The sequence below is a fragment of the Pseudomonas sp. 43mfcvi1.1 genome (assembly GCF_900115935.1).
In the GTDB taxonomy this organism is placed as follows: domain Bacteria; phylum Pseudomonadota; class Gammaproteobacteria; order Pseudomonadales; family Pseudomonadaceae; genus Aquipseudomonas; species Aquipseudomonas bijieensis.
In genome coordinates, this window is record NZ_UETT01000015.1 from 20312 (window position 1) to 45754 (window position 25443).

Annotated in this window: 23 protein-coding genes and 2 tRNA genes; 9 read left to right on the top strand and 16 right to left on the bottom strand. The window is 61.0% G+C overall.

Features of this window, described 5'->3' with window-relative positions:
• The first annotated feature begins 5 nt into the window (after positions 1 to 5).
• Positions 6 to 473 carry a recombination regulator RecX gene (gene recX, locus DTP52_RS24500; protein ID WP_109755668.1) on the top strand — a complete coding sequence of 156 codons (468 nt, stop codon included), beginning with the start codon at positions 6 to 8 and terminating at the stop codon, positions 471 to 473.
• Positions 474 to 518: 45 nt separating this feature from the next.
• Here the strand turns inward: recX and DTP52_RS24505 are convergent, their stop codons facing one another.
• Complete coding sequence (locus DTP52_RS24505; protein ID WP_109755669.1) at positions 519 to 1637, bottom strand: TIGR00730 family Rossman fold protein; 1119 nt, start codon at positions 1635 to 1637, stop codon at positions 519 to 521.
• 440 nt (positions 1638 to 2077) lie between these two features.
• Here DTP52_RS24505 and DTP52_RS24510 point away from each other — a divergent pair, with 440 nt between their 5' ends.
• Positions 2078 to 2272 (top strand): hypothetical protein, encoded by a 195-nt coding sequence (locus DTP52_RS24510; protein ID WP_109755670.1) that lies wholly within the window; start codon positions 2078 to 2080, stop codon positions 2270 to 2272.
• Here DTP52_RS24510 and DTP52_RS24515 read toward each other — a convergent pair whose 3' ends face one another.
• Positions 2273 to 2695: a quorum-sensing-regulated virulence factor family protein gene (locus DTP52_RS24515; protein ID WP_109755671.1), complete on the bottom strand. Its 423-nt coding sequence runs from the start codon at positions 2693 to 2695 to the stop codon at positions 2273 to 2275.
• A gap of 184 nt (positions 2696 to 2879) precedes the next feature.
• Here DTP52_RS24515 and DTP52_RS24520 point away from each other — a divergent pair, with 184 nt between their 5' ends.
• The 3 genes from DTP52_RS24520 (at position 2880) to DTP52_RS24530 (ending at position 4928) form a co-directional block, all read left to right on the top strand.
• Entirely contained in the window at positions 2880 to 3626 is a 747-nt protein-coding gene (locus DTP52_RS24520) for a tRNA-uridine aminocarboxypropyltransferase (protein WP_109755672.1), read from the top strand.
• A gap of 213 nt (positions 3627 to 3839) precedes the next feature.
• Entirely contained in the window at positions 3840 to 4493 is a 654-nt protein-coding gene (erdR, locus tag DTP52_RS24525; protein ID WP_003198362.1) for a response regulator transcription factor ErdR, read from the top strand.
• Positions 4494 to 4565: 72 nt separating this feature from the next.
• Positions 4566 to 4928, top strand: coding sequence for a diacylglycerol kinase (locus tag DTP52_RS24530; protein ID WP_003184792.1), 363 nt, complete (start codon positions 4566 to 4568; stop codon positions 4926 to 4928).
• A 4-nt stretch (positions 4929 to 4932) separates the two neighbouring features.
• Here DTP52_RS24530 and DTP52_RS24535 read toward each other — a convergent pair whose 3' ends face one another.
• Positions 4933 to 5859 carry a LysR family transcriptional regulator gene (locus tag DTP52_RS24535; RefSeq protein ID WP_162893797.1) on the bottom strand — a complete coding sequence of 309 codons (927 nt, stop codon included), beginning with the start codon at positions 5857 to 5859 and terminating at the stop codon, positions 4933 to 4935.
• A 122-nt stretch (positions 5860 to 5981) separates the two neighbouring features.
• Between DTP52_RS24535 and fpr the strand changes: the two genes are divergently transcribed.
• Positions 5982 to 6761: a ferredoxin-NADP reductase gene (fpr, locus tag DTP52_RS24540; protein ID WP_003198368.1), complete on the top strand. Its 780-nt coding sequence runs from the start codon at positions 5982 to 5984 to the stop codon at positions 6759 to 6761.
• A 204-nt stretch (positions 6762 to 6965) separates the two neighbouring features.
• Here fpr and tsaA read toward each other — a convergent pair whose 3' ends face one another.
• The 5 genes from tsaA to rimO form a co-directional block, all read right to left on the bottom strand.
• Positions 6966 to 7664: a tRNA (N6-threonylcarbamoyladenosine(37)-N6)-methyltransferase TrmO gene (tsaA, locus tag DTP52_RS24550; protein ID WP_109755674.1), complete on the bottom strand. Its 699-nt coding sequence runs from the start codon at positions 7662 to 7664 to the stop codon at positions 6966 to 6968.
• 9 nt (positions 7665 to 7673) lie between these two features.
• Entirely contained in the window at positions 7674 to 8135 is a 462-nt protein-coding gene (locus tag DTP52_RS24555) for a DUF1456 family protein (RefSeq protein WP_063322707.1), read from the bottom strand.
• Between the two features lie 57 nt (positions 8136 to 8192).
• Positions 8193 to 8903, bottom strand: a complete 711-nt coding sequence (locus DTP52_RS24560; RefSeq protein WP_109755675.1) for an rRNA pseudouridine synthase — start codon at positions 8901 to 8903, stop codon at positions 8193 to 8195.
• A gap of 82 nt (positions 8904 to 8985) precedes the next feature.
• Positions 8986 to 9459: a GNAT family N-acetyltransferase gene (locus DTP52_RS24565; protein WP_109755676.1), complete on the bottom strand. Its 474-nt coding sequence runs from the start codon at positions 9457 to 9459 to the stop codon at positions 8986 to 8988.
• Positions 9460 to 9696: 237 nt separating this feature from the next.
• On the bottom strand, positions 9697 to 11037 hold the full coding sequence (gene rimO / locus DTP52_RS24570; protein WP_077505975.1) for a 30S ribosomal protein S12 methylthiotransferase RimO: 1341 nt from the start codon (positions 11035 to 11037) through the stop codon (positions 9697 to 9699).
• Between the two features lie 334 nt (positions 11038 to 11371).
• Between rimO and DTP52_RS24575 the strand changes: the two genes are divergently transcribed.
• Positions 11372 to 13213: a potassium transporter Kup gene (locus tag DTP52_RS24575; protein ID WP_370873800.1), complete on the top strand. Its 1842-nt coding sequence runs from the start codon at positions 11372 to 11374 to the stop codon at positions 13211 to 13213.
• Positions 13214 to 13468: 255 nt separating this feature from the next.
• On the opposite strand, the gene DTP52_RS24585 is transcribed toward DTP52_RS24575, so the two are convergent.
• The 4 genes from DTP52_RS24585 to DTP52_RS24600 all read right to left on the bottom strand — a co-directional run bounded on the left by DTP52_RS24585 (position 13469) and on the right by DTP52_RS24600 (position 17937).
• Positions 13469 to 14758, bottom strand: a complete 1290-nt coding sequence (locus tag DTP52_RS24585) for a virulence factor family protein (RefSeq protein ID WP_109755679.1) — start codon at positions 14756 to 14758, stop codon at positions 13469 to 13471.
• A complete protein-coding gene (mprF, locus tag DTP52_RS24590) occupies positions 14758 to 17400 on the bottom strand; it encodes a bifunctional lysylphosphatidylglycerol flippase/synthetase MprF (RefSeq protein ID WP_109755680.1) in 2643 nt (880 codons plus the stop codon). Before mprF ends, DTP52_RS24585 begins: the two co-directional genes overlap by 1 nt.
• A 151-nt stretch (positions 17401 to 17551) precedes the next feature.
• Positions 17552 to 17628 (bottom strand) — tRNA-Met (locus DTP52_RS24595).
• A 232-nt stretch (positions 17629 to 17860) separates the two neighbouring features.
• Positions 17861 to 17937 (bottom strand) — tRNA-Met (locus DTP52_RS24600).
• A 282-nt stretch (positions 17938 to 18219) separates the two neighbouring features.
• On the opposite strand from DTP52_RS24600, the gene dinB reads away from it, so the two are divergent.
• On the top strand, positions 18220 to 19281 hold the full coding sequence (dinB, locus tag DTP52_RS24605) for a DNA polymerase IV (protein ID WP_109755681.1): 1062 nt from the start codon (positions 18220 to 18222) through the stop codon (positions 19279 to 19281).
• Between the two features lie 157 nt (positions 19282 to 19438).
• Here the strand turns inward: dinB and DTP52_RS24610 are convergent, their stop codons facing one another.
• From DTP52_RS24610 to DTP52_RS24625, 4 genes are all read right to left on the bottom strand, one after another.
• Positions 19439 to 20392, bottom strand: coding sequence for a hypothetical protein (locus DTP52_RS24610; protein ID WP_109755682.1), 954 nt, complete (start codon positions 20390 to 20392; stop codon positions 19439 to 19441).
• A gap of 17 nt (positions 20393 to 20409) precedes the next feature.
• The gene (locus tag DTP52_RS24615; RefSeq protein ID WP_109755683.1) at positions 20410 to 22125 is read right to left on the bottom strand and encodes a proline--tRNA ligase; all 1716 of its coding nucleotides are present in this window, start codon (positions 22123 to 22125) and stop codon (positions 20410 to 20412) included.
• Positions 22126 to 22254: 129 nt separating this feature from the next.
• The gene (locus DTP52_RS24620) at positions 22255 to 23814 is read right to left on the bottom strand and encodes an AmpG family muropeptide MFS transporter (protein WP_109755684.1); all 1560 of its coding nucleotides are present in this window, start codon (positions 23812 to 23814) and stop codon (positions 22255 to 22257) included.
• 44 nt (positions 23815 to 23858) lie between these two features.
• Positions 23859 to 24212, bottom strand: coding sequence for an MGMT family protein (locus DTP52_RS24625; RefSeq protein ID WP_109755685.1), 354 nt, complete (start codon positions 24210 to 24212; stop codon positions 23859 to 23861).
• Positions 24213 to 24368: 156 nt separating this feature from the next.
• On the opposite strand from DTP52_RS24625, the gene DTP52_RS24630 reads away from it, so the two are divergent.
• A complete protein-coding gene (locus tag DTP52_RS24630) occupies positions 24369 to 25376 on the top strand; it encodes a DUF481 domain-containing protein (RefSeq protein WP_109755686.1) in 1008 nt (335 codons plus the stop codon).
• The last annotated feature ends 67 nt before the right edge of the window (positions 25377 to 25443 follow it).

Genomic DNA, 25443 nt, shown 5'->3' on the forward strand with positions numbered 1-25443 from the left:
ATCCAATGACCGCCGTACTCGATACCCTCGTCGCGGTGCGGCGAACCGCGATGGACCTGCTCGCCAGACGCGAGCACGGTCGAGTCGAGCTGACGCGTAAACTTCGTCAGCGTGGCGCGCCTGATGAGTTGATCGACACGGCCCTTGATCGTTTGACTGAAGAAGGCCTGCTGTCGGAGTTCCGCTACCTGGAAAGCTTCGTCGCTTATCGCGCCCGCTCCGGCTACGGTCCTTTGCGCATTCGTGAGGAGCTGGGCCAGCGTGGTTTGCAGCGCCCGGATATCGAACTCGCCTTGCGCGAAAGCGGTATCGATTGGCAGGAGCAACTGACGGACACCTGGCGGCGCAAGTTCTCAGGGCATTTGCCTATCGATGCACGAGAACGCGCGAAGCAAGGGCGTTTCCTGGCGTACCGAGGCTACTCCATGGAAATGATCAACCGCTTGTTCAGCGGTCGCGGTATGGACGATTAAATAAAACGGCCCGCTATTTCGATAGCGGGCCGTTTTTTTATGGGCTCAGGTTACCTTGATCGGCTCCCACGTGAGGGGATGGGGCTTTTGGGCGGGTTGGGCCCAGTTTTCCGGCAAATTGATGAAGTCCACCAGTTCCCTCAAGCGGCCGTGATCGCGGGCATTGAAAGTAAACGCCAGTCGCGTCAGATGACTGAAGCGGGGCTCGTCGTGCTCTTCACCGCTGTACTCATGTTGATGGAAGCAGTCGTTCAGGCACAGGTCGGCAAAATCCGCCTGCATCTGCTGCAATGCCTGTTCGCTTAGCTTGTGATTCATGCGGATCACGAACTGATGCTTGAGCCAGCGACTGGAGTGGAAGTTGCGGTAGAACTGGTTGATCTCTTCCACGGCGTCTTCAGCGTTGTACACCAGGCGCATCAGTTTCATGTCAGTGGGCAGGATGTAGCGGTTTTGCTCCAATTGCTCACGGATAAAATCCAGGGCACCTTGCCAGAACTTGCCCCCTGGGACATCCAGCAAGACAACCGGTACCAGCGGGCTCTTGCCTGTCTGCACCAGCGTCAGGACTTCCAGAGCCTCATCTAGCGTGCCGAAACCGCCGGGGCAGAGCACCAGTGCATCGGCCTCTTTGACGAAAAACAGTTTGCGGGTGAAGAAGAAGTGGAACGGCAGCAGGTTCGGCGTGCCTTCAACGGTCGGGTTTGCGTGCTGCTCGAAAGGCAGGGTGATATTGAATCCCAGGCTATGGTCACGCCCCGCGCCTTCGTGGGCAGCTGCCATGATGCCACCGCCTGCACCGGTGATGACCATCATGTCCGAGCGGGCCAGCGCAGCCCCCAGCTCTCGGGCCAGGCCATACAAAGGATGTTCGATGGGTGTTCGGGCCGAGCCGAAGACGGTGACCTTGCGCCGGCCCTTGAACTGTTCGAGCGTACGGAAGGCGTGCTCCAGTTCCCGCAGGGCCTGTAACGTGATCTTGGCATTCCAGCGGTTGTGATCTTCCTGGGCCATGCGCAGCACGGTCAGGATCATGTCGCGGTAAATGGGGAGGTTGGGGCTGTTGGGGGACACCAGGTTGAGTTGCTCTTCGACCTTGCGGGTGAGGTCGTGGCCGTGGTTCTCAAAATGACGACTGAGCAGGTCATTCGGTTTGTAAGGCATTCAACTTCTCCTTCTTAACAGAACCCTGGCCCGAACGAGAGATTCGTCAGGGCCACGACACTCCGTGTGTCGTTGTCGGCCCAGGCCCGTGCCTGGACGTTCGACCTGGCTCGACGCGGTCTGCAACAAAGCGATCAAGCCATCCAACAGGTTCCGTTTTTCCCTTGGATGAAAACAATCACACGGCAAGGTACTGGCAGGGCAGCCTCGTTCTGCCCGATGACAAAAGATACTTCTGAATCTAGCTGATCTTCGTAGCCCTGATCATGGCGCTCAAAAGTGACCGTTGGCAACCGCTGAAATACCCCACCGCTCGTCAGATTAGCGACTGGCTACGTGCCGCTCTGATTTACTGATAACAAGCGTGCCAATGCAATTCGGCGCTCAGGGCTGGGCGTCAGGCGATGGACTGAAGCGGATAGGGCATGGAGGCGGGAGAGATGGCCAGGGTGACTCTGGAACTCGACAGGCAGTTATACCTGACGTTGTTGGAAGCGGCTAAGGCCAATCAGGTAAGTCTTGAAGAGGAATGCTGCCGACGGCTGGAAGGCCGGACTTGGCGCTCGCGTTATCTGCAAGCGCTGGTAGCCGAACTGCGCGCCGACGATGAGCAGCGGCGCGCACGCTTGGGTTGATTACTTCTTCGTCTTGGCCGGTTTCGGGCAGTCCGATTCCTGGAAGCGCTCGGTTGCAACCGGGCGGTTGGTCTTAACTTCGGTGAACTCGTAGCGCATGGTCGCGCCCTTGGCCATCAGCTTGCGGAAGCCCGGATTGGTGCACACCGTGGAGCCCAGCTGGAAATACACGGCCTTGGGGTCAGCGCGCATTTTCTGCGCATGGCTGCTTTGCACGCTCAGGTGATTGATCAACTCGGTGCCTTCGACGGTGTAACCCTGGTCGAGGATGTCTTCGTTGATCGCCCGTGGCGTACCGACGCTACTTTCCCTGGCGACGTTCTGCAGCATCTTGTTCAGTTCGAGTTCTTTCAGCGAGGCAGCCTGAGCGCTGAGGGACGTTGCCAGCAAAACGGCAACGGTAGGGACGATAAGGCGCAGCATGAAACTCTCCTGGTTCAGTGACTGGTGGTTCGACCGATCACATGACTGTGCGTTCAGTGGCCGGGAATTATAGGGGAGCCCGGGTGGACGGTACAGGCTCGTGCGCTCTGGTAGACTGCCGGCCTTTATTGCCCTGCCGAGTGTCGTTCGTGTCGAGTTTTCCTGTCTGTCGGCGTCACCCACGATGAATCATGCCCCTAACGCCGTAGCCCGCCTGCGCGACCAGCGCATCGACGAAGGAATCAAGCCGATCCAGGCCCGTGGTTGGCGCGCCCCCCGTTGCAGCGCTTGCCGAGTGATCGAGAGCCATTGCCTGTGCGCCTGGCGTCCTAGCGTCGAGACCCGCTCCGGGGTCTGCCTGATCATGACCAACAAGGAAGTGTTCAAGCCGAGCAACACCGGTTGGCTGATTGCCGATGTGGTGCGCGACAATCATGCATTCATCTGGTCGCGCACCGACGTTGATGAACAACTGCTGGCATTGCTGAACGATCCGCAATGGCAACCGTACCTGGTGTTTCCTGGCGAATACGTCGAGCCATCGCGGGTTACCCACACGGTTGACCTCGATCATTCCAAGCGCCCGTTGTTCATTCTGCTGGACGCGACCTGGACGGAGGCGCGGAAGATTTTCCGTAAAAGCCCGTATTTCGACCGGCTGCCGATTCTGAGCCTGCTACCCGACAGACTGTCGCGCTACCGCTTGCGCCGTTCGACCCGCAGCGAGCACCTGTGCACCGCCGAAGTGGCGGCGTTGTGTCTGGAACTGGCGGGGGACACCGACGCCGCGTCGGCCCTGGACGCCTATTTCGATGTGTTCAGCCAGCATTACCTGGGGGCCAAGGGGCAGCAGGAGGTGAACGTGTCGACCCCGGCGCACGCGCAGTTGCAAGCCTTTATCGGTACACCGCAGGCGGTATTGGCCCAATAGTGGCCCATACTGGACACAGGGGCGGCCGTGCTGCTTGACCACCCCGGCTTCGCTGGGCATGCTTGGCGCCGACCCGGGTGCAGCCGATGTTTGAAACGCCATGTTTGGCGTTGAACGTGCCCCTGTGGATGCCGCTGCATGGCGGTGTCTTGAGTTGTCTTGGCGAGGCGCGAATGCATCGGGCCTGCCATTAAAAACAGGATCATTGGAAAAATGGCCACATACGAAATCCTGATTGCCGATGACCACCCGCTCTTTCGCAGCGCGTTGCATCAGGCAGTGACCCTGGGCCTTGGCCCGGCTGTCCGGTTGACGGAGGTGGCCAGTATCGCGGAACTGGAGGTCCAACTGACGGCGAAGGCCGATTGGGACCTGGTGCTGCTGGATCTGAACATGCCCGGTGCCTATGGGTTTTCCGGGCTGGTGCTGTTGCGCGGCCAATACCCGCAGATCCCCGTGGTCATGGTCTCGGCCCAGGAAGAAGCCTCGGTGATGGTCAAGGCCCGGGAGTTCGGTGCCAGTGGCTTCATACCCAAGTCCAGTTCCCTGGAGATGATCCAGAAGGCTGTGAAAGCGGTCCTGGACGGCGATGTCTGCTGGCCGCCCCAGGCGTTCGAAGCAGTGAGCGTGTCCGAGGAAGCCAAGGCCGCCAGCGAGGGGCTGGCCAGCCTCACGCCGCAGCAGTTTCGGGTGTTGACCATGGTCTGCGAAGGCCTGCTGAACAAGCAGATTGCCTATGAGCTGAACGTGTCGGAGGCCACCATCAAGGCCCACGTCACGGCGATCTTTCGTAAGCTGAACGTGCGCACCCGGACCCAGGCAGCCTTGCTGTTGCAACAACTTGAGTCAATTTCACCGCAGGCTTAGTGTTCCGGTTCACGCTTTTTTGACCGGGTTTGAATTAGCTTCTCCACTCCTTTTCGATCAGTTGCCCACTCTATGTCACCTTTTAAAGGCCAGACCGGCCTGAAACGCATCCTCAACGCCTCCGGCTATTCCTTGGACGGACTGCGTGCGGCTTTTGTCGGCGAAGCGGCTTTCCGTCAGTTGGTGCTGCTCAACGTCGTGCTGATTCCGTTGTCATTCTTCCTGAACGTCAGTCGTGTCGAGCAGGCGCTGCTGATAGCCGTGTGTCTGCTGGCATTGATCGTGGAGCTGCTCAACTCGGCGGTGGAGGCGGCCATCGACCGCATCTCCCTGGAACTGCACCCATTGTCGAAAAACGCCAAGGACATGGGCAGCGCCGCCCAGTTCGTCGCCCTGACAATGATCGCGTTGGTCTGGGGCGTGGTGCTGTTGTAGCGGCTCAGGCAATGGCCGGCAGCACGATTTCGTCGCTGCGTTGGGCCCCGGCTGTGAACGCTCGGCACAGTTCGAGGAATTCACGCATGGCCGAGGTCTGGTACTTCTGTTTATGCCAGATGAAATAAAACTGCCGCGCCAGGTCCATGTCCGGGGTTTCCACCGCGACGAGGCTGCCGCGGCGGAAGGCGTCGCGCAGGGCCAGGCGTGAAATGCAGCCAATGCCCAGGCCGGACTCCACGGCGCGCTTGATCGCTTCGGTGTGTTCCAGTTCCAGGCGGATGTTCAGCGCACTGCGGTGGTGGCGCATGGCTTGGTCGAAGGTCAGGCGGGTGCCGGAACCCTGTTCCCGCAGGATCCAGGCCTCATGGGTCAGTTCCTCCATGGTCGCCTGGCCGCGCTTGGCCAGCGGGTGTTGGGGGGCGCAGAACACCACCAGTTCGTCCTCGACCCAGCTCTGCACCTCGATGTCCGGATGGCTGCAGTCACCTTCGATTAGACCCAGATCAATTTCATAGTGGGCAACCTGATGCACGATATTGGCAGTGTTCTGCACGTGCAGCTTCACTTGGCTTTCCGGATGGCGCTGCATGAAGCCGCCGATCAGCAGGGTCGCCAGGTAATTGCCGATGGTCAGCGTGGCGCCGACCGCCAATGAGCCGAAACCGGATTTGCCATTGAGCAGGTCTTCGATCTCCTTGGCCTGGTCCAGCAGCGCCACGGCCTGGGGCAGCAGCTGTTTGCCCAGGGCATTGAGGCTCAGGCGTTTGCCGGCGCGGTCGAACAACTGGCAGCTGGATTGGCGCTCCAGTTCAGTGATGGAGGTGCTGGCGGCCGACTGCGATAGATTGAGCAGGCCCGCGGCACGGGACACACTCTCTTGCTGAGCGACGGCGACGAAGACTTGAAGTTGACGAAGAGTAAATCGCATATCGATATAACCGATAACCCTTATCTTAATAATCCATTTAACAGATATTGTCGCCGCCATTAGAATGCGATGCAATTGCGCAAATTAACGACGCAGGCATCATTCCCCAGGAGTCACCGTACATGAGCAACATGAACCACGAGCGTGTCCTCAGTGTTCATCACTGGAACGACACTCTGTTCAGCTTCAAGTGCACCCGCGATCCGGGCCTGCGCTTCGAGAACGGCCAGTTCGTGATGATCGGCCTGCAACAGCCCAACGGCCGCCCGCTCATGCGCGCTTACTCGATTGCCAGCCCGAACTGGGAAGAGCATCTCGAGTTCTTCAGCATCAAGGTGCCTGACGGTCCGCTGACCTCCCAGTTGCAGCACTTGAAGGAAGGCGACGAGATCATCATCAGCAAGAAGCCCACCGGCACGCTGGTGCTGGACGATCTCAAGCCTGGCAAGCATTTGTACCTGCTCAGCACCGGCACTGGCCTGGCGCCGTTCATGAGCGTCATCCAGGATCCGGAAACCTACGAGCGTTTCGAAAAGGTGATCCTGTGCCACGGCGTACGTTACGTCAATGAAGTCGCCTATCGCGAATTCATCACCGAGCACTTGCCGCAGAACGAGTTCTTCGGCGAAGCGCTGCGTGAAAAGCTGATCTACTACCCGACCGTGACGCGCGAACCGTTCGAGAACGAAGGTCGCCTGACCGACCTGATGCGCAGTGGCAAGCTGTTCCGCGACATCGGCCTGCCGCCGATCAATCCGCAGGACGACCGCGCCATGTTGTGCGGCAGCCCAAGCATGCTCGACGAGACCAGCGAAGTGCTCAACAGCTTCGGCCTGACCGTTTCGCCGCGTATGCGCGAGCCAGGTGATTACCTGATCGAGCGGGCGTTTGTAGAGAAGTAAACCTCGACATCTGCGGTGGCTGAATGATCGCCATCGCGAGCAGGCTCGCTCCCACAATGAATCCTGTGTGAACACAAATCTCGTGTCCACTGCAGATCAAATGTGGGAGCGAGACTGCTCGCGATGGTCGTGACTCGGTCCAGACAGCCAAAAAAAGCCCGCGCTACCTGAAGAAGGCAGCGCGGGCTTTTTCGTTTCTGGCGGTTACGATTTCGCCGGAATCACTTCCAGCACCCGGATCACCCCCGGCTGCGGGTAATGCCAGCGAACGTCCAGGTCCCAGAACTGCGCGCCGTATTCCCGTTCGGCTGTAGGAATCTGGTACGCCGGGCGCGGGTCTTGGGCCAGGCACTGTTCGATCAGCTCCACCAGGGGCTCTTCCAGGCGCGTGGCGTGATCTTGGGCTTGTAGCAGGGCGGTATCCGCCCATTGCACCGGGATCAGTTCCGGCGCTGCGCTGGCGATGGTATTGGACGCCGAGCCGATGATGTCGGCGTAGGGTACGTAGGGCTTGATGTCCAGCACCGGCGTGCCGTCCAGCAAATCGATACCCGAGATCCACAGGCGCCCGGCTTCGACCCGTTCCAGCTTCACCACCGACTGGCCGATGCCGTTGGGGCGGTGAGTGGCGCGGGTGGCGAACACCCCCATGGACTTATTGCCGCCCAGGCGCGGTGGACGAACCTTCAACCGTGGCTTGTCTTCCAGGGCCTGATGGAACAGAAACAGCAGCCAGACATGACTGACCTGCTCCAGCCCTTGCACCGCATCACCCTGGTCGAACGGCGCCACCAGCTCCAGCACACCGCGCGCGGCCGGAGCCAGTTGCGGTTGGCGGGGGATGGCGAACTTCTCCTTGAAGCAGGAGCGGACGAAGCCGATGGGGGAGACGGTATGGGTCATTGGCTGGGATCAGCCGCGCACGCGCAGCGTCAGGCCCTTGAGGAAGTTGCGCAGCAACTGGTCGCCGCAAGGGCGGTAGTTGGTATGTCCGAATTTGCGGAACAGCGCGCTCAGCTCCGGCTTGGACACCGGGAACTCGGCGGCCTTGAGAATGGCGTGCATGTCGTCTTCCTTTAGTTCGAAGGCCACCCGCAGTTTCTTGAGGATGATGTTATTGGTCACCGGCACTTCGATCGGCTGCGGCGGACGACTTTCGTCCTTGCCACGCTTGAAAATCACCAGACCGTCGAGAAAATGCGCCATGACCTCGTCAGGGCAGAACACGAAGCCTTCTTCCTCGTCTTTCTTGAGGTAGCCCGCCAGGTCCGCCAGGGAGACTTCCAGGCCGCCGAGCTTGATGATCTCGATGACTTTCTTGTCGCTGATGTCGAGCATGTAGCGCACGCTGCGCAGTACGTCGTTGTGAATCATGTGTGCAGTCCTGATCAATCGGCAATGGGCGCCCCGGCTCTGCGGGGCGCCGGAAAATTAGAATTTCTCTTTGGCGGACAGGTAGCGCCACTGGCCCAGCGGCACCTTGCCGATGGACACGCCGCCGATGCGGATGCGGCGGATGGCGACCACCTTGAGGCCGACCGCCTGGCAAAACAGTGCGATCACACCCGGTTGCGGGTTTTTCATGGCGAAGCGCAGGCGGTTCTCGTTCTGCCAGCTGGCCTTGACCGCCGGCAGTTCCTTGCCCTTGTAGCTCAAGCCATGGTTCAGGCGATTGAGGCCATGGGCGACCATCTCGCCTTCGACTTCGACCACGTATTCCTGCTCGATCTTGGCGGCGTCGGCGGTGAGCTTGCGCAGGATCTTCCAGTCCTGGGTGAACACCAGCAGCCCGCTGGCGTTGGCCTGCAGGTCGGCGCTGGCGGTCAGGCGCAGGAAGTGGCCCTTGAGCGGCCGCTTGCCGAAGCGATGTTCTTCGCTCAGGGTCTGCGGTCCAAGGGAGGCCATTGCAGTGTCTACATCGGTGCCTGCCGGGACGTTCAGCAGCAGGGTCACCGGCTCCGGCGCGGTGGCCTTGGCCTCGGGGTCGAGTTCGACTTTCTGGGTAGTGACCTTGAACTGCGGTTCATCGATCACTTCGCCATCCACGGTGACCCAGCCGCCCTCGATGAACAGCTCAGCCTCCCGACGGGAGCAGCCGACGAGTTCGATGAGGCGTTTGGAGAGACGAATCGGGTCAGTCATGACAGGGCCGTAACAAAAAGAGGGTGGGCATTGTACCTGCCTGGCGCGGGTTAATCGCGGGTCCATTTGCCTCGTGTGGCTTTTAGCCGCGTCGGGCCTTCAGGTCGGGCTGTTTGTAGCGCATGTGCAGCAGTGGATAAGGCTGGTTCATGCCATCCCGTGCCGAGCGCCCAATCACTTCGAACCCCTGCTTGAGGTAAAAGCCCAGGGCTTGCGGGTTCTGTTCGTTGACGTCCAGTTGATCGGCGTTCAGGTGTTCCATGGCGTAGTGCAGCAGTTGTTTGCCCAGGCCCTGGCCACGGTGTTGCGGGTCGATGAAGAGCATCTCGATCTTGCCGGCGGCAACACCGGCGAAACCGGTGATTCGCTGGCGAGTATCCCGGGTGCAGATGAGCATGACCGCATCGAGGTAACGGGTGAGCACCAGGTTTTTCAGCAGCTCGATATAGCTGTCCGGCAGAAAGTCATGAGTGGCCCGCACCGAAGCCTCCCAGACCTGGGTCAGTTCCTGATAATCGCTGGGTTTGGGGGTGTGGATGACCGAATGCTGGCGCATGCCCGTCAGTTCCTTGTGCTGGATGTCCCGGATTTCTTCATACGATAGCCGTAAAAAAGCCCCGCATCTTGTCGCAAGGCAGGGCTTTTCAATTTTTCGGCTTGTGAAAGCATCTGTGGGAGCCGAGCTTGCTCGCGATGGCGTCGTGTCAGCCAAATTTCATGCTGACTGATACACCGCCATCGCGAGCAAGCTCGGCTCCCACAGGTCATGCAGCAGCCTGTAAAGCGCGGCAGATCAACCGATCTGTTCAGCCCACAAGTCGTATTCGTCGGCGTCGGTCACCTTGCACCAGACCTTGTCACCCGGCTTGAGGTTGCTGCCATTGTCGATGAAGACATTGCCATCGATTTCCGGGGCGTCGAAGAAGCAGCGGCCCACGGCACCTTGCTCGTCCACTTCATCCACCAGCACTTCGATTTCGCGGCCGATGCGCATTTGCAGGCGGGCTGAGCTGATGGCCTGCTGGTGCGCCATGAAGCGGTCCCAACGGTCCTGCTTGACGTCGTCCGGCACCACGTCCAGGTCCAGGTCGTTGGCCGGTGCGCCTTCGACAGGGGAGTACTGGAAGCAGCCGACGCGGTCGAGCTGGGCTTCGGTCAGCCAGTCCAGGAGGTACTGGAAGTCTTCTTCGGTTTCACCGGGGAAGCCGACGATGAAGGTCGAGCGGATGATCAGGTCGGGGCAGATTTCGCGCCAGTTCTTGATCCGAGCCAGGGTCTTGTCTTCGAACGCCGGGCGCTTCATGGCCTTGAGGACCTTCGGGCTGGCGTGCTGGAACGGGATGTCCAGGTACGGCAGGATCTTGCCGGCGGCCATCAGCGGGATCAGTTCGTCGACATGCGGGTACGGGTAGACGTAATGCAGGCGGACCCAGACGCCGAGGGTGCTGAGGGCTTCGCACAGTTCGGTCATGCGGGTTTTCACCGGCGCGCCGTTCCAGAAGCCGGTGCGGTATTTCACGTCGACGCCGTAGGCGCTGGTGTCCTGGGAGATCACCAGCAATTCCTTGACGCCGGCCTTGACCAGGCGCTGGGCCTCGTCGAGCACATCACCCACCGGGCGGCTCACCAACTTGCCGCGCATCGACGGGATGATGCAGAAGCTGCAGCTGTGATTGCAGCCTTCGGAAATCTTCAGGTAGGCATAGTGGCGCGGGGTCAGCTTGATGCCTTGTGGCGGCACCAGGTCGATCAGCGGGTTGTGGTCCTGGCGCGGTGGCACCACGTCGTGGACGGCATTGACCACCTGTTCGTACTGCTGCGGTCCGGTCACGGACAACACGCTCGGGTGCACGTTGCGGATGTTGCCTTCTTCCACGCCCATGCAGCCGGTGACGATGACCTTGCCGTTTTCCTTGATGGCTTCGCCGATCACTTCCAGGGACTCGGCCTTGGCCGAATCGATGAAGCCGCAGGTGTTGACCACCACCACGTCGGCGTCCTGGTAAGTGGACACTACGTCATAGCCTTCCATGCGCAGTTGGGTCAGGATGCGCTCGGAGTCGACCAGAGCCTTCGGGCAACCCAGGGATACGAAGCCAACCTTCGGATTGGCTGGCGCGGTAGTGGTGGACATGTCTAACCTCGGTGTAGGGGGATCGTCTCTTGCCGAGACAGGGCGCCTGGCGCGCCTCTGATCAAAAAGTGCGCAATTCTATCCATGGCCGACGCACTTGACCAGCTTTATACCGGGAAATGCGACGAGTGCTGCGCTATGCTTCGCGCCTTTGCGTTCTGACGATTGCTACAGTCAATGAAACGTCTGTAACAATACGTAAAACAGCGCATGCTGCTTCAGCAAAACAAAGTGCTTCGTTCAAGAAGACAGGTCTGGGAATCGGGAGTGTTGGATGGGTCATGCAAGTAGTCAGGCGGCGGGTGCCGAGCATTCGGCAGCGAAGCCGCTGAGCATGCTGGTCGCGGCGGTCGGAGTGGTTTATGGCGATATCGGCACAAGCCCGTTGTACACCCTCAAGGAAGTGTTTTCCGGTGCCTATGGCGTGCCTGTCAATCACGATGGGGTGCTGGGGATTCTCTCGCTGATTTTCTGGTCGCTGATCTGGGTCGTGTCGATCAAGTACATGATGTTCGTCCTGCGCGCCGACAACCAGGGCGAGGGCGGGATCATGGCGCTCACTGCCCTGGCGCGGCGAGCGGCGGCGGGAAAGGCACGACTGCGGACATTCCTGGTGGTCTGCGGCTTGATCGGTGCGGCGCTGTTCTACGGCGACAGCATGATCACCCCGGCGATTTCCGTGCTCTCGGCAATTGAAGGCCTTGGCCTGGCGTTCGAAGGCATCGATCACTGGGTGGTGCCGTTGTCGCTGGTGGTGCTGGTGGGGTTGTTCCTGATCCAGCGCCACGGTACCGCACGGATTGGCATCCTGTTTGGCCCGATCATGGTCACCTGGTTCCTGGTGCTCGGCGCTCTTGGCGTTTACGGCATCAGTCAGCAACCGGAAGTGATGCATGCGATCAACCCGGCCTGGGCTGTGCGCTTTTTTGTCGTCCACCCTGGCATGGGTGTGGCGATCCTTGGCGCGGTGGTACTGGCACTGACCGGCGCCGAAGCCCTGTACGCCGACATGGGCCACTTCGGCCGCAAACCGATCGCCCGGGCTTGGTTCATCCTGGTGTTGCCGGCGCTGGTGCTCAATTATTTCGGCCAGGGGGCGTTGCTGCTGGGTGACCCGGAAGCGGCGCGCAACCCGTTCTATCTGCTGGCGCCAAGCTGGGCACTGATCCCGTTGGTGGGCCTGTCGACCCTGGCCACGGTGATCGCTTCGCAAGCGGTGATTTCCGGCGCGTTCTCCCTGACGCGTCAGGCGATTCAGCTCGGTTACATCCCGCGCATGTACATCCAGCACACCTCTAGCGCCGAGCAGGGCCAGATCTACATCGGTGCGGTGAACTGGTCGCTGATGGTCGGCGTGGTGCTGCTGGTACTGGGTTTCGAGTCTTCCGGCGCGCTGGCCTCGGCCTACGGCGTGGCAGTGACCGGTACCATGCTGATGACCACGATCCTGGTGTCCGCGGTGATCCTGCTGTTGTGGAAATGGCCGCCGTTTCTGGCGGTGCCGCTGTTGTTCGGTTTCCTGCTGGTGGACGGCCTGTACTTCGCTGCCAACGTGCCGAAGATCATCCAGGGCGGCGCTTTCCCGGTCATCGCCGGCATTGCCTTGTTCGTGCTGATGACCACCTGGAAGCGCGGCAAGCAGTTGCTGGTGGATCGCCTGGATGAAGGGGCGCTGCCGCTGCCGATCTTCATCAGCAGCATCCGCGTGCAGCCCCCTCACCGTGTCCAGGGTACCGCCGTGTTCCTGACCGCGCGTTCGGACGCAGTGCCCCACGCGTTGTTGCACAACCTGTTGCACAATCAGGTGCTGCATGAGCAAGTCGTACTGCTGACGGTGGTCTATGAAGATATCCCCCGGGTGCCGCCGCAACGGCGCTTCGAGGTCGACGCCTATGGCGAAGGGTTCTTCCGGGTGATCCTGCACTTCGGCTTTACCGACGAGCCGGACGTCCCGCAGGCGCTCAAGCTTTGCCATCTGGATGACCTGGACTTCAGTCCGATGCGCACGACCTACTTCCTCAGCCGCGAGACCGTCATTGCCTCCAAGCTCGAGGGTATGGCCCGCTGGCGCGAGATACTGTTCGCCTTCATGCTGAAAAATGCCAACGGCAATCTGCGCTTCTTCAATCTGCCGCTGAACCGGGTGATTGAATTGGGAACGCAGGTCGAAATGTAAGCCTGGGCAAGAAGCCCCCGTTGCCTTGCGGCGGCGGGGGCTTTTTTGTGGGCGACCCAAATGTAAGATGCTAATGAATCCTTGTGGGAGCGAGCCTGCTCGCGATAGCTGAGGGTCAGTTGACGGTGATGTTGACTGTGCTGCCGTCATCGCGAACAGGCTCGCTCCCACAGGGGTATGTGCAAATCGAACGACCACAAAAAAGCCCCTGCATCCGTAAAGGCTGCAGGGGCTTCTCGTTAAGCCTGCATCAGGTTACTGGTCGGCAGGCTTGCTCTGGCGCTTGTTGATCTCATCGATCAGGCGCTTGGCCAGGGCCGGGTAGTTTTCGTCAAAGTGGTGGCCGCCAGGCAGTTTGATGGCTTCGCCCACGGCGGTCTTGTCGGTGCAACCGCTTTCGTCAGCCTCTTCGCCGCCATAGATGCACACCACTTTCTCGGCAGGCAGCTTGGCCATTTCCGGGCCGGTGGCCGCCTCGGTGCCGGCGTTGCCGAGCCAGCCTTCGACTTCGATCTCGAAGCTGCCGGTGCGGGCGAAGGCCAGCAGGATGATCGCATCGACCCGCTGTTGTTCGGTGGCTGGCAGGCGATTGTAGATGGCCGGCAGCACGTCGGCGCCGAAGGAGTAGCCGGTCAGGATGAAGCGCTTGGTGCCCCAGATCTGACGGTAGTGCTGCATCAGTTCGGCCAGGTCGACCGCGCTCTGCTCAGGGCTCTTGTGCTGCCAGTAGTAGCGCAGGGTGTCGATACCGACCACTGGGTAGCCGATCTTGGCCATTTCATCGGCCACGTCGCGGTCCAGGTCACGCCAGCCACCGTCGCCGGAGAGGAACAGGGTTACGGTGTCCCGCGCCTGGCTGGCTGGGACTTCCACCACCGGGATGCTCAGGCCACCCTTGCCCTTGTCGGCGCCTACCAGGATCTTGCGCAGTTCGTTGTTCAGCACTTGCGGCAGGTTGATGTCGTAGTCGCTGATGCTGGTTTCGGCATTTTTCTGATCCCGTACGAAACCGGCGCTGGTGTCGTCAGGGTTATCGTTCCACGCCACCAGCCAGTGGCCATGGGCCGCGCTTTTGGGCAGCAAGTGCGTGCAGCCGGGTTTTTCCAGGGCCAGGTCCACCGAAACGGCCTTGGCCTTGTCGTCTTTCTGCTCGGCCAGCCAGCGCCAGGCCAGTACGGCGCCAGGGCCGATGCCGCTAACCAGCGTGGCCGGCCCCTGGAGCTGCCGCAGGCCCGCTTGCAGGGCGCGGCCTTGCAGCATGCAGTCCTTGGGCAGGATCACCTGGACGATCTGTGCCGAGCCGCTGCGGCTGAGGGTCGTCAATTGGGTGTCGCTGAGCTTCTGGTCTTCATTGACCGCCACCAGCACCTGGGCACGTGGCTTGGTGCCAGGGATGACCCGGGTCATTGCCACGCCGTCGGCGGGCGCCAGTTGTTCCAGGGTGGGTTGCGGGGCCGGGCGGTTCCAGTACCAGTAACCGCCACCGAGAATCACCGCCAGCACCAGCAGGGCGGCCACTACGTATCGCCAGGAGCGTTGCATCATCAGCGTTTCACCAGTCCAGTCAGGCCGCCTGCAATCAAGGCGGCAGTATCGGCCAGCGCCACCAGCGGATCGAGTCCGGCGGGCACGGCCATGTAACGAGGTTCCCAGTCAGGCTGGAATTTATCTTTGAAGCGGCGCAGCCCCTGGAAGTTGTAGAGCTGCTCGCCACGGCGGAACACCATCGAGCCTAGGCGCTGGGTCAGCGGCGCGCCACGACGCGGCTGCAGGCCCGACAGTGGGACCATGCCCAGGCTGAAGCGGGCATAGTCATGGTTCTTATAGTGTTGGATGAGGCCGACCATCATGAACTCCATGGTCAGCTTCGGGGCTTCGGGGTGGGCGCGCATCAGGTCGAGGCTGGCCAGATCATGGCTGTGGGTCTCCAGCAGGTTGGCGAATGCAACCGGGCGGCCTTCGAATCGAATCACCGCGATACGAAAGTGCTTGAGGTAGTCGTCGCTGAAACGGCCCAGGGAAAAACCTTTCTCGCGCACGTTCTTGCCGGTCAGCCAGGCATCGGAAATGACCTTGAGCTCATCCATCGGTGCCTGGCCCGGTTCGTGGATCTCCAGCGAAAGCCCGTCACGGGTGCCGCGGTTCCAGGTGTAACGCAAGTCCTTCATCTCTTTGCCCTTGGCTTCGAGATCGAAACGCTTGAGGTCGACCCGTGCTTCCTCGCCCAGCTTGATGGCTGTCAGGCCGATGTCCATGTAGTACGGCAGATTCTCGGCACGCACCTGATAGAACACCGGGCGGGCATGGTGGATGTCACACAGGTCACGGAACTGCCAGATCATTTCGGCCCGTTGTTGGGTTGGCCCGATAGGGTCGTACAACGCCACCAGGCTGCGACCACGGCGGGCATACATCAGGAAGGCTTCGTCGTTGGGGTGAAACAGCAATGCCTTGTCACCGGTCAGGGCCAGGCCACCGTCGGGTTGCGAAGACGCCATGAGGATCGTCTTGGCCCGCTCCAGTTCTTCTGCGGTCGGCAAATGGATCACCGGCCGGGCGGTGCGCAGCAGCCAGGTCAGGGACACCACCACCAGCAGCACTGCCGCCCCCAGCAGCGAGCGCAGGCCACGAGGGGCGTCGGCGTCGAGGGTGAACTGCCACCAGAGTTGATGGCTGTAGGGCACGTCCTGGTAAGCAAACAGCAACAGCCAGATCGACGCGCCAAGCACGCAAAGGCTGGCGATCAGGAACAGTGGGGAAAACGGCAGCTCGGTCAGGCGACTCGGACGATAGAAGGAACGCCGGAATACCGCCAGCAGGGAGGCCGTCAGAGTCAGCAACGTGGCTTCTTCCCAGTCAAAACCCTTGAGCAGGGAGAGCAGGGCGCCCACCAGCAGCAAAATAGTGGTCAGCATCCAGGCCGCCGACAGGCGGCGACGCAGCCCCTGGGCGAGCAACAGGCACAACACGCCCACCAGGCTGGCACCGAAGTGCGAAGCGTCGACCAGCCGATGAGGGATCAGGAAACCGATGTGCTCCAGGCGGGTGTCGATTTCTGGTGTCACCCCGGAAAACAGCAGCACCACGCCCGAGAGGAACACCAGCACTGCCAGGATCGGTGCCGCGAAGCCCGATGCCGCCCGCAGGGTCTGGCGCGTCTGGAACAGCCGTTGCGCTTCATTGATCAGCAGCAATACGCAAGCCACCAGCATCGGCAGCAGCACGTAGATCAAGCGATACAGCAACAGCGCGGCGGCCAGTGGGGCGGCGCCGAGTTTGTCGGCAAACGCGGCCAGCAGGATCGCTTCGAACACGCCGACACCGCCCGGTACATGGCTGAGCACCCCGGCGGCCAGCGCCAGCAGGTACACCAGCAGGAAAGCGCCGAACGGCGGCGCCTCGGGCAGCAACAGATACAACACGGTGGCGGCGGCGGCGACGTCCAGCGCGGTGATCACCAGTTGCAGGAAGGTCAGGCGTCGGCCCGGCAGGCGCAGTGTGCGGCGCCCGGCCTTGACCAACAGGCTGTCCCGATGAGGCTGTTCCGGCAGGCGCCGGCGGTAAATGCCGATGGCCAACACGCTGGTGAGCAGCAGCACCGCCACGGAAATGGCCCCCAGCAAAGTCGCAGGCAGGTGCAGCGCGGCGGACGCGGCGGGCAGGTTGCTGAGCGTCGCCAGGGCCGCCAGCGGCGGCAACGCGCAGCCCAGGGACAGGCTGGCGAACAGCGTCATGTGGGCGACATCCGAGGCCCCCAGGCCATGACGCGCATACAGGCGGTAGCGCACCGAACCGCCCGACAGCAGTGACAGGCCAATGGCATTGCCGATGGCGAACGCGGTGAATCCGCCCAGGACCATGGTTTGTGGTGGCAGCGTCACTCCGGCGTAACGGCTGGCGGACCATTCGTAGCCCAGGAGAATGATGAAACCGGCCACCGTGGCGGCGATCGCACCGAGCAGGGCTGGCCGGGGCACCTCCAGAATAGAGTCGTGCAGGGCGTACAGATCGAGCTCGCTCAGCAGGTGGCGGCAGGCAATCAATGCAATCGCAAACAGCAGCAGCGTGACGGCGAGGCCGATGGGCTGGCGGTACTGGCTGATCCGATCCAGCCAACGCAGTCGCTCGGCCTTGATCGGTTGTGTCGCAGTAGCGGAGTCTTGCGGGTCAGACGAGTGGGCGCGCATCAATCACCTCTTGAGCTATGCGCGACAGGATGGGGGTATCCAGCCAAGTTACCAATCCCTGCGGCAGAAAATAATTACAAAACATTTGTAATGAAGTCTTTTTCGCCAGACACAAAAAAGGCCACTCTTTCGAGCAGCCTTTCTTGATATTTGGTTGCGGGAGCCGGATTTGAACCGACGACCTTCGGGTTATGAGCCCGACGAGCTACCAGACTGCTCCATCCCGCGTCTGTGTGGCGGCATTCTACAGGCGAACGCCCGAGTGTCAACCGTTAAAAGGCGATGGGGCCAAATAAACGAGCGATCCACACCTGGTCTTCCTAAATGCTCGGAATGTAAGGGAATTGTCCTACAACTTGGGGGGGGCGTGGAGGGGCGCAGGCGGCGACTCTCTGATCATGTAGTCAAAAACGAGCACGCACAAAAAAGGCCACTCTCTCGAGTAGCCTTTCTTGATGTTTGGTTGCGGGAGCCGGATTTGAACCGACGACCTTCGGGTTATGAGCCCGACGAGCTACCAGACTGCTCCATCCCGCGTCTGTGTGGCGGCATTCTACAGAGGATCGCCTTGCTGTCAACCCCGGCGTCATAAAAACCTGTTCCGCTTCAAGCGCTTAGACTTGGTAAAGGGCATTGTGACAGCGCTGTGACGCAGGCCTGGCAAGGGCTGGCGCTCTATCGGATGATTCGCTGCGATTGAATAAATAAATTTATGTAGGCGCTTTCCTTACTGAGCGAAGGATCTTTCAAACTACTGGTGCTATATACAGGTGCGAGTGCGATACTGGTGACCCGATTCGTCGCACACTCCGCTTCTCTATGACGCAACGTAAAATCATCCACGTCGACTGTGACTGCTTCTATGCCGCTATCGAGATGCGCGATGACCCGCGGCTGGCCGGCAAGCCCCTGGCGGTGGGTGGTTCGGCAGATCGGCGGGGCGTGATTGCCACCTGTAATTATGAGGCTCGTGCCTATGGCGTACGCTCGGCCATGTCCTCCGGTCACGCGTTGAAGCTCTGTCCGGATCTCACTATCGTCAAGCCACGAATGGATGCCTACAGGGAAGCGTCGAGGGAAATTCATACGATTTTCAGCGATTACACTGACCTGATCGAGCCGCTGTCGCTGGACGAGGCTTACCTGGACGTCTCCGCCAGCGCTCATTTCGGTGGCAGCGCCACCCGCATCGCCCAGGATATTCGCCGACGCGTTTCCAACCAGTTGCACATCACCGTGTCCGCAGGCGTCGCGCCGAACAAGTTCCTGGCCAAGATCGCCAGTGACTGGAAAAAGCCCAACGGCCTGTTCGTCATCACCCCGGACCAGGTCGAGGACTTCGTCTCGGCCCTGCCGGTCAGCAAGCTCCATGGTGTTGGAAAAGTCACCGCCGATAAGCTGAACCGGCTTGGTATCGTCGATTGCCTGCAATTGCGTCAATGGGACAAGTTGGCGCTGGTGCGCGAATTCGGCAGTTTCGGTGAGCGGCTCTGGAGCCTGGCCCGTGGGATCGATGAGCGTCTGGTGCACAACGACAGCCGACGGCAGTCCATCAGTGTGGAAAATACCTACGATGTCGACCTGCCCGACCTGGTGAGCTGTCTAGACAAGCTGCCGGAACTGATGGAAACCCTCAGCGGACGCATGGCGCGGATCGACAGCAGTTATCGGCCGGGCAAGCCGTTCGTCAAAGTGAAGTTCCACGACTTCACCCAGACCACTCTGGAGCAGGCTGGGGCGGGGCGGGACCTGGGCAGTTACCAATTGCTGTTGACCCAGGCGTTCAACCGCGGTGGTAAACCGGTGCGATTATTGGGGATAGGCGTGCGGTTGGAAGATTTGCGCGGTGGGTTCGAGCAGTTGGAGTTGTTTGAGCGGTGAGGCTGACGATGAGTGCCCTGCTTGGCGCGGTCCTTGTGGCAAGGGAATCCTGTGGGAGCAAGGCTTGCTCGCGATGGCATCCTTGAGACCGCCCTCGCGGGCAAGCCCTGCTCCCACAGGTCTCTCCTTCACACAACCTCCTGCCGCAGGAGGTATTTCAATTCACGCCAGGATCCGCCACCAGCCGCCCGCCATCCTTGGTCAGCGCTTTCATGAATTCGGCTTGCAGCTCTGGATCATTGCGGGTCAGTTCGATCAGGCTCTGCTCCAGTTCGCTGGCTTCTTCTTCCAGTCCCAGCTCCGACAGGCGCTTGACTCGATGAACCCACTGGCTCACTTCGTCGTCTTCCAGGTCGTCGTAGATCAACGCATGGGCTTCCAGCAGCTTGCTGCGCAAGGTGCTGCTGATGCTCAGGGATGAGTCGGTGTGCACTTCGTCCTGGGCATCCGTCACGCTGATCTGCAATTTGCCGAACTGGCTCAGATCCTGTTCGGCGAACGGGCTTTCCAGCAGGTTCAAGCGCAGCACGCCGTTACGGTCGGTGCTCAGCTCGAAGGTCTGCCGGGCGGCCTTGACCTCCACCGGGCGTTCGCTCCAAGGCAGGCTCGAGTGTTCCGTGCGCTTGTCGCGCTGGACTTCGTCGATGCCCGCCAGGTTCTGCTGGGCACGACCATGGGAAGGGACGTTCATGAATGGGTTGAGCCCGGCGAAACCATAGCTGATCCAGTCACGGGTCACGGTGTCCGGCAGGCTGCCGAGGGCGAACACATTGACCACGTTCGCGCCGACACCGGCCACCACGGCCACGGCACCCAAGGGGATTTCGTAAATCTCCCGCCAGGGTTGGTACGGCGTGTAGCGATCGTAATGGCGCGTGACCTCGAACTCAGTGACTTCGAAGGTCTTCTGCTCGTTGATTCGCACCCGCCGCTGGGGCAGGTCGAGCACCTTGGGTTCGCCCACGTCGATCTGCAGGCTGTGGTCGAGCAATTTACGCTCGACCCGCTCTTCGTGCTCGCTGCGTTGTGACATCTGGTTGGCACAGCCGCTGACCAGCAGGGCGCCGCACAGGGCGGCGCCACCGAGGCCTAAGGTGTTTCGCTTGAACATGACGTCTCTATCTGGTGTCAGCGGCGGATACGGGCCTGGAGGAACGACAGCACGTCGGCGACCGGCAGCGCTTGCGGCTCGGCCTCGGTGCGGCTCTTGTATTCCAGGTTGCCTTCGGCCAGGCCACGGTCACTGACGACGATCCGATGGGGGATGCCGATCAGTTCCATGTCCGCGAACTTGATGCCGGGGCTGGTTTTCTTGTCGCGGTCGTCCAGCAGCACTTCGAAGCCGGCGGCCGTCAATTCGGCGTAGAGCTTGTCGGTGGCTTCACGCACCAGGTCGGTTTCATAGCGCAGCGGCACCAGGGCAATCTGGAACGGCGCCAGTGTGTCGCTCCAGATGATGCCTTTCTCGTCGTTGTTCTGCTCGATGGCGGCTGCCACCACGCGGGAAACGCCGATGCCGTAGCAACCCATTTCCAGGGTGACCGGCTTGCCGTTCTCGCCCAGCACTTCGCACTTCATCGCCTTGCTGTACTTGTTACCCAGCTGGAAGATGTGCCCGACTTCGATGCCGCGCTTGATTTCCAGGGTGCCCTTGCCGTCCGGGCTCGGATCGCCGGCCACGACGTTGCGCAGGTCGGCCACGGTTGGCACCGGCAGGTCGCGTTCCCAGTTCACGCCGAAATAGTGCTTGTCATCGATGTTGGCACCGATGGCGAAGTCGCTCATCAACGCCACCGAGCGGTCGATGATGATCGGCAGCGGCAGGTTCAGCGGGCCGAGGGAACCGGCACCGGCGCCGATGGCGTCGCGCAGTTCGGCGTCGGTGGCCATGACCAGCGGGCTGGCGACGCCAGGCTGGTTGGCGGCCTTGATTTCGTTCAGCTCATGATCGCCACGGATGATCAGGGCAATCAGCTTGCCGGCTTCTTCCGCGCGGACGATCAGGGTCTTGATGGTCCGTTCGATCGGCAGGTTGTGGCCTTCCACCAACTGGGCAATGGTCTTGGCGTTCGGAGTGTCCACCAGGCGCAGCTCTTCGGTCGGCGCGGCGCGGGAGGTTTCCCGTGGCACGGCTTCGGCTTTCTCGATGTTGGCGGCGTAATCGGAGCCATTGCTGAAGACGATGTCGTCTTCGCCGGACTCGGCCAGTACGTGGAACTCGTGGGAGCCGGCACCGCCGATGGAGCCGTTGTCGGCTTCAACCGGGCGGAATTTCAGGCCCAGGCGGGTGAACACGTTGCAATACGCCTGGTGCATGCGGTCGTAGGTGACTTGCAGCGAGGCCTGGTCGGTATGGAACGAGTAGGCGTCCTTCATGATGAATTCGCGACCGCGCATCAGGCCGAAGCGTGGACGAATCTCGTCACGGAACTTGGTCTGGATCTGGTACAGGTTGATCGGCAACTGCTTGTAGCTGCTCAACTCGTTGCGCATCAGGTCGGTGATCACTTCTTCGTGGGTCGGGCCTGCACAGAAGTCGCGACCGTGACGGTCTTTGATGCGCAGCAGCTCAGGGCCGTACTCTTCCCAGCGCCCCGATTCCTGCCACAGCTCGGCCGGTTGGGTGCCCGGCATCAACACTTCCAGGGAACCGGCGGCGTCCATCTCTTCGCGAACGATGGCTTCCACCTTGCGCATGACCCGCAGGCCCATCGGCAGCCAGGTGTACAGGCCCGAGGCGAGTTTGCGGATCATGCCGGCACGCAGCATCAACTGATGGCTGATCACGACGGCGTCGGAAGGCGTTTCTTTCTGTGTGGCGAGCAAAAATTGACTGGTGCGCATGGTTGGCCGTTGTCGGTTGCTGATGACGAGAAGTGACGGAGCATTGTACGGGCGAGATGCCCTGGCGTACAGGCGCGTGGCCGGTCGCCAGGTGCGAACGCCGGTTTCCCCGGCGTTTGCTGAAGTTTCCTACGACTCTTCTGCGGGCCGGGTGGGCGCCGGTTCCTCGGTCGGGGGCGAATCTTGGCGCCGGTTCTCCTGGAACCAGTGCAGGGCGATCAGCACCAGGGTCGGCACGCCAAGCAGGGCGGTGATCAGGAAGAAGTTGTGATAACCGAACTTCTCCACCATCACCCCTGAATAACCACCGATCAAGCGCGGCAGCAACAGCATGATCGAGCTGAGCAGGGCGTATTGGGTGGCGGAGAATTTCAGGTTTGTAAGACTCGACAGATAGGCGACGAACGCTGAAGTGGCCAGGCCGGAGCTGAAGTTGTCCAGGGAGATGGTGACGATCAACATCTTCAGGTTGGCGCCCATGTCGGTGAGCATCAGGAAGAGGATGTTGGTGCCGGCCGAGGCGACACCGCCTATGAACAGGATGGGCAGGATGCCGAAACGGACGATCAGCAGGCCGCCCATACCGGCACCGACGAGGGTCATGATCAGCCCGAAAATCTTGCTGACGCTGGCGATCTGGTCCTTGGTGAAGCCCTGGTCGATGTAGAACACGTTGGCCATGACGCCCATGACCGTGTCGGACATCCGATAGGTTGCGATCAGCCCGAGCAGCAGCAGGGCCTGCCAGCGGTAGCGGAGGATGAAATCGTTTACCGGCGTCAGCACCGGGGCCAGTCCACGGCGACCCATGGCCGACAGGCACAGGGCAGTCAGGATGATGTAGAGGATGGCCCGCAGGAACGCACGGTCTTCGAGCAGCAGGTCGAGCAGGCTGACGCCCTCGAACAGCACGCTGGCGAAATCGGTGTTGTAGAGTTGGGTGAACATCGCCGGGACTGACACCAACAGCACGATGAGCACGAACACCGACGCCAACTGATGAACGAACGTGTAGCGTCCGGCCTGCAATTGGGTGCGCAGCGGCACTGGCGGCTCGCGCATGAACAGCGAGGTCAGCAGCGCCGGGACCATCAATACGCCGAACAGCAGGTAGGTACCGGCCCAGGCCGAGTGCTTGTAGCTGAAGCCGGTGGAGCCAAATCCTTCGGCGAAGAACAGGGCGCCAGCGGTGGCCAATAGCGCGGCGATGCGATAACCGGACATGTAGCTGGCGGCGAGGGCGGCCTGGCGGGTGTCGTCGGCGATCTCCAGGCGATAGGCGTCGACGGCGATGTCCTGCGTCGCGGAGGCGAAGGCGACGATGACGGCGATGGCGATCAACCAGGACAGGTGTTTTTGTGGGTCGCAAAAGCCCATGCCGATCAGGCCGAGGATCACCAAGGCCTGGGAGAGCACCAGCCATGAGCGGCGACGCCCCAGTTTGCCCAGTAGCGGCAGGCGCCATTGGTCGAGCAGCGGCGACCAGACCCACTTGAAGGCATACGCCAGGCCGATCAGGCTCGCATAGCCAATGGTTTCGCGGGCCACGCCGGCCTCGCGCAACCAGACCGAAAGCGTGGAAAACACCAGCATGTAGGGCAAGCCGGCGGCGAAGCCAAGCAGCAACAGCACGAGCGTCGAGGGACTGGCATAGGCGGCGAGGGCGGCGCGCCAGGTTTTACGGGGCATGGGCTGGAGTCTGCCTCAAAAATTGCGAAAACAAAGCGCGCACTCTAACCGCTGTGCTCTACCGGGCGCCAGCCATGGCGCTGAATATCAACACGATTGTTCAGGACACTGACTCCCTCCATGCGCAGGCGCGCGCGCTGTTCATCTCCTGAAGAGCTGCCCACCGGCAGACTGATCCGACCGCCGGCACCCAAGACTCGGTGCCAGGGCAGCTTGGTGTCATTCGGCAATTGGCTGAGGGTCCGCCCGACCCAGCGCGCCGCACGGCCCAGGCCGGCCATTTCGGCGAGTTGGCCGTAGGTGACGACCTTGCCCGCCGGCACTTGTGCCAGGGTCAGGTAGAGGGTGGTGCGGCGGATTTGGGCAGCGTTCTCGGTATCCGCTGGGGTATCAGTCACGTTGGGGGGGCTCCTCGGGTGTCCGTCTGTAGATTAATTCCTACAAGGTTGATTGAGAAATGAACTCATCACCCATACACGGGTCAGTCCTTGCTGAGGTGTCATCCTGGGGGATAATGCCGCCTTTTCACCGCAAACTTGAGCCCTTTATCGCTTATGTTGTCTAGAACCCTGCTATGCCTGGCTGTTGCCAGCGCCTCTACGCCCTTGCTCGCCGACACTGTCTGGTTGAAGAATGGGGACAAACTCAGTGGCAAGATTACCGTTTTCGATGGCGGCAAGCTGCTGATCCAGACCGATTACGCCGGTGCGATTCCCATTGACTGGAAACAGGTCAAGACCCTGGAGAGTGACCAGCAACTCCTGGTCAAGCAGGATGCCTATACCGGCGAGAAAGCCAAGGCGTTGCAGGCGGCCGAGGATGGCAAGGTCACTTTGGCCAACGGTGATGCGCCCAAGACCGTCGAGCTGGCCAGTATCCAGCAGATTCTCAAGCCCAAGCCGGTGGTCGAGGACCTGGTGTGGAAAGGCAATATCGATGCCGCGCTGGATTACCAGCGTGCGGAAAACGATACCGACGATTACGACATCGACTTCAAGACCTCGGCACGCCACGGCAGATGGCGGCACACAGCCGAAGGCGAATACAACCGTGAGTTCCAGGACGATGTGGTTTCCGCCGATAACTGGCGCTTGGAGTATTCCCTCGACCGGTTCCTGACGGACAAGTGGTTCTGGCAAGGCCGCCTGAACTACAAGCGGGACAAAGTCGAAGACCTGGCGCGCCAGCGCGTGGTGGGTACCGGTCCGGGCTATCAATTCTGGGATGACGAGCTGGGTGCGTTCTCGCTGGGTTCGCTGTTGAACCGCACCGATTATGAATACCGTGACGGCGGCAAGGACAACTTCTATTCCGTCGCCATGAAGTGGGACTACAACCGCTACCTGATTGGCAAGCGCGTCGAGTTCTTCACCAACGGCGAAGTGGGCAAACCGCTGTCCGATGTGGCGGATTACGCTTACGACGCAGAGATCGGGTTGCGCTATAAGGTGACCGATTGGGCGTCGCTCAACCTCAAGGCCGAGAAGGATGTCATCGAGGGTACCGAAGACAGCGACTTGAGCAAGACGCGCTACACGGCTGGGTTTGGCGTTACCTGGTAGTCCCAGGCTAACCAGCAAACCCATGTGGGAGCGGGCTTGCTCGCGAAAGCGGTGTGTCAGTCAACGT

Coding starts and splice junctions, on each gene's coding strand:
- recX (WP_109755668.1), top strand. CDS start 6: ATGACCGCCGTACTCGATACCCTCGTCGCGGTGCGGCGAACCGCGATG.
- DTP52_RS24505 (WP_109755669.1), bottom strand. CDS start 1,637: ATGCCTTACAAACCGAATGACCTGCTCAGTCGTCATTTTGAGAACCAC.
- DTP52_RS24510 (WP_109755670.1), top strand. CDS start 2,078: ATGGCCAGGGTGACTCTGGAACTCGACAGGCAGTTATACCTGACGTTG.
- DTP52_RS24515 (WP_109755671.1), bottom strand. CDS start 2,695: ATGCTGCGCCTTATCGTCCCTACCGTTGCCGTTTTGCTGGCAACGTCC.
- DTP52_RS24520 (WP_109755672.1), top strand. CDS start 2,880: ATGAATCATGCCCCTAACGCCGTAGCCCGCCTGCGCGACCAGCGCATC.
- erdR (WP_003198362.1), top strand. CDS start 3,840: ATGGCCACATACGAAATCCTGATTGCCGATGACCACCCGCTCTTTCGC.
- DTP52_RS24530 (WP_003184792.1), top strand. CDS start 4,566: ATGTCACCTTTTAAAGGCCAGACCGGCCTGAAACGCATCCTCAACGCC.
- DTP52_RS24535 (WP_162893797.1), bottom strand. CDS start 5,859: ATGCGATTTACTCTTCGTCAACTTCAAGTCTTCGTCGCCGTCGCTCAG.
- fpr (WP_003198368.1), top strand. CDS start 5,982: ATGAGCAACATGAACCACGAGCGTGTCCTCAGTGTTCATCACTGGAAC.
- tsaA (WP_109755674.1), bottom strand. CDS start 7,664: ATGACCCATACCGTCTCCCCCATCGGCTTCGTCCGCTCCTGCTTCAAG.
- DTP52_RS24555 (WP_063322707.1), bottom strand. CDS start 8,135: ATGATTCACAACGACGTACTGCGCAGCGTGCGCTACATGCTCGACATC.
- DTP52_RS24560 (WP_109755675.1), bottom strand. CDS start 8,903: ATGACTGACCCGATTCGTCTCTCCAAACGCCTCATCGAACTCGTCGGC.
- DTP52_RS24565 (WP_109755676.1), bottom strand. CDS start 9,459: ATGCGCCAGCATTCGGTCATCCACACCCCCAAACCCAGCGATTATCAG.
- rimO (WP_077505975.1), bottom strand. CDS start 11,037: ATGTCCACCACTACCGCGCCAGCCAATCCGAAGGTTGGCTTCGTATCC.
- DTP52_RS24575 (WP_370873800.1), top strand. CDS start 11,372: ATGCTGGTCGCGGCGGTCGGAGTGGTTTATGGCGATATCGGCACAAGC.
- DTP52_RS24585 (WP_109755679.1), bottom strand. CDS start 14,758: ATGATGCAACGCTCCTGGCGATACGTAGTGGCCGCCCTGCTGGTGCTG.
- mprF (WP_109755680.1), bottom strand. CDS start 17,400: ATGCGCGCCCACTCGTCTGACCCGCAAGACTCCGCTACTGCGACACAA.
- dinB (WP_109755681.1), top strand. CDS start 18,220: ATGACGCAACGTAAAATCATCCACGTCGACTGTGACTGCTTCTATGCC.
- DTP52_RS24610 (WP_109755682.1), bottom strand. CDS start 20,392: ATGTTCAAGCGAAACACCTTAGGCCTCGGTGGCGCCGCCCTGTGCGGC.
- DTP52_RS24615 (WP_109755683.1), bottom strand. CDS start 22,125: ATGCGCACCAGTCAATTTTTGCTCGCCACACAGAAAGAAACGCCTTCC.
- DTP52_RS24620 (WP_109755684.1), bottom strand. CDS start 23,814: ATGCCCCGTAAAACCTGGCGCGCCGCCCTCGCCGCCTATGCCAGTCCC.
- DTP52_RS24630 (WP_109755686.1), top strand. CDS start 24,369: ATGTTGTCTAGAACCCTGCTATGCCTGGCTGTTGCCAGCGCCTCTACG.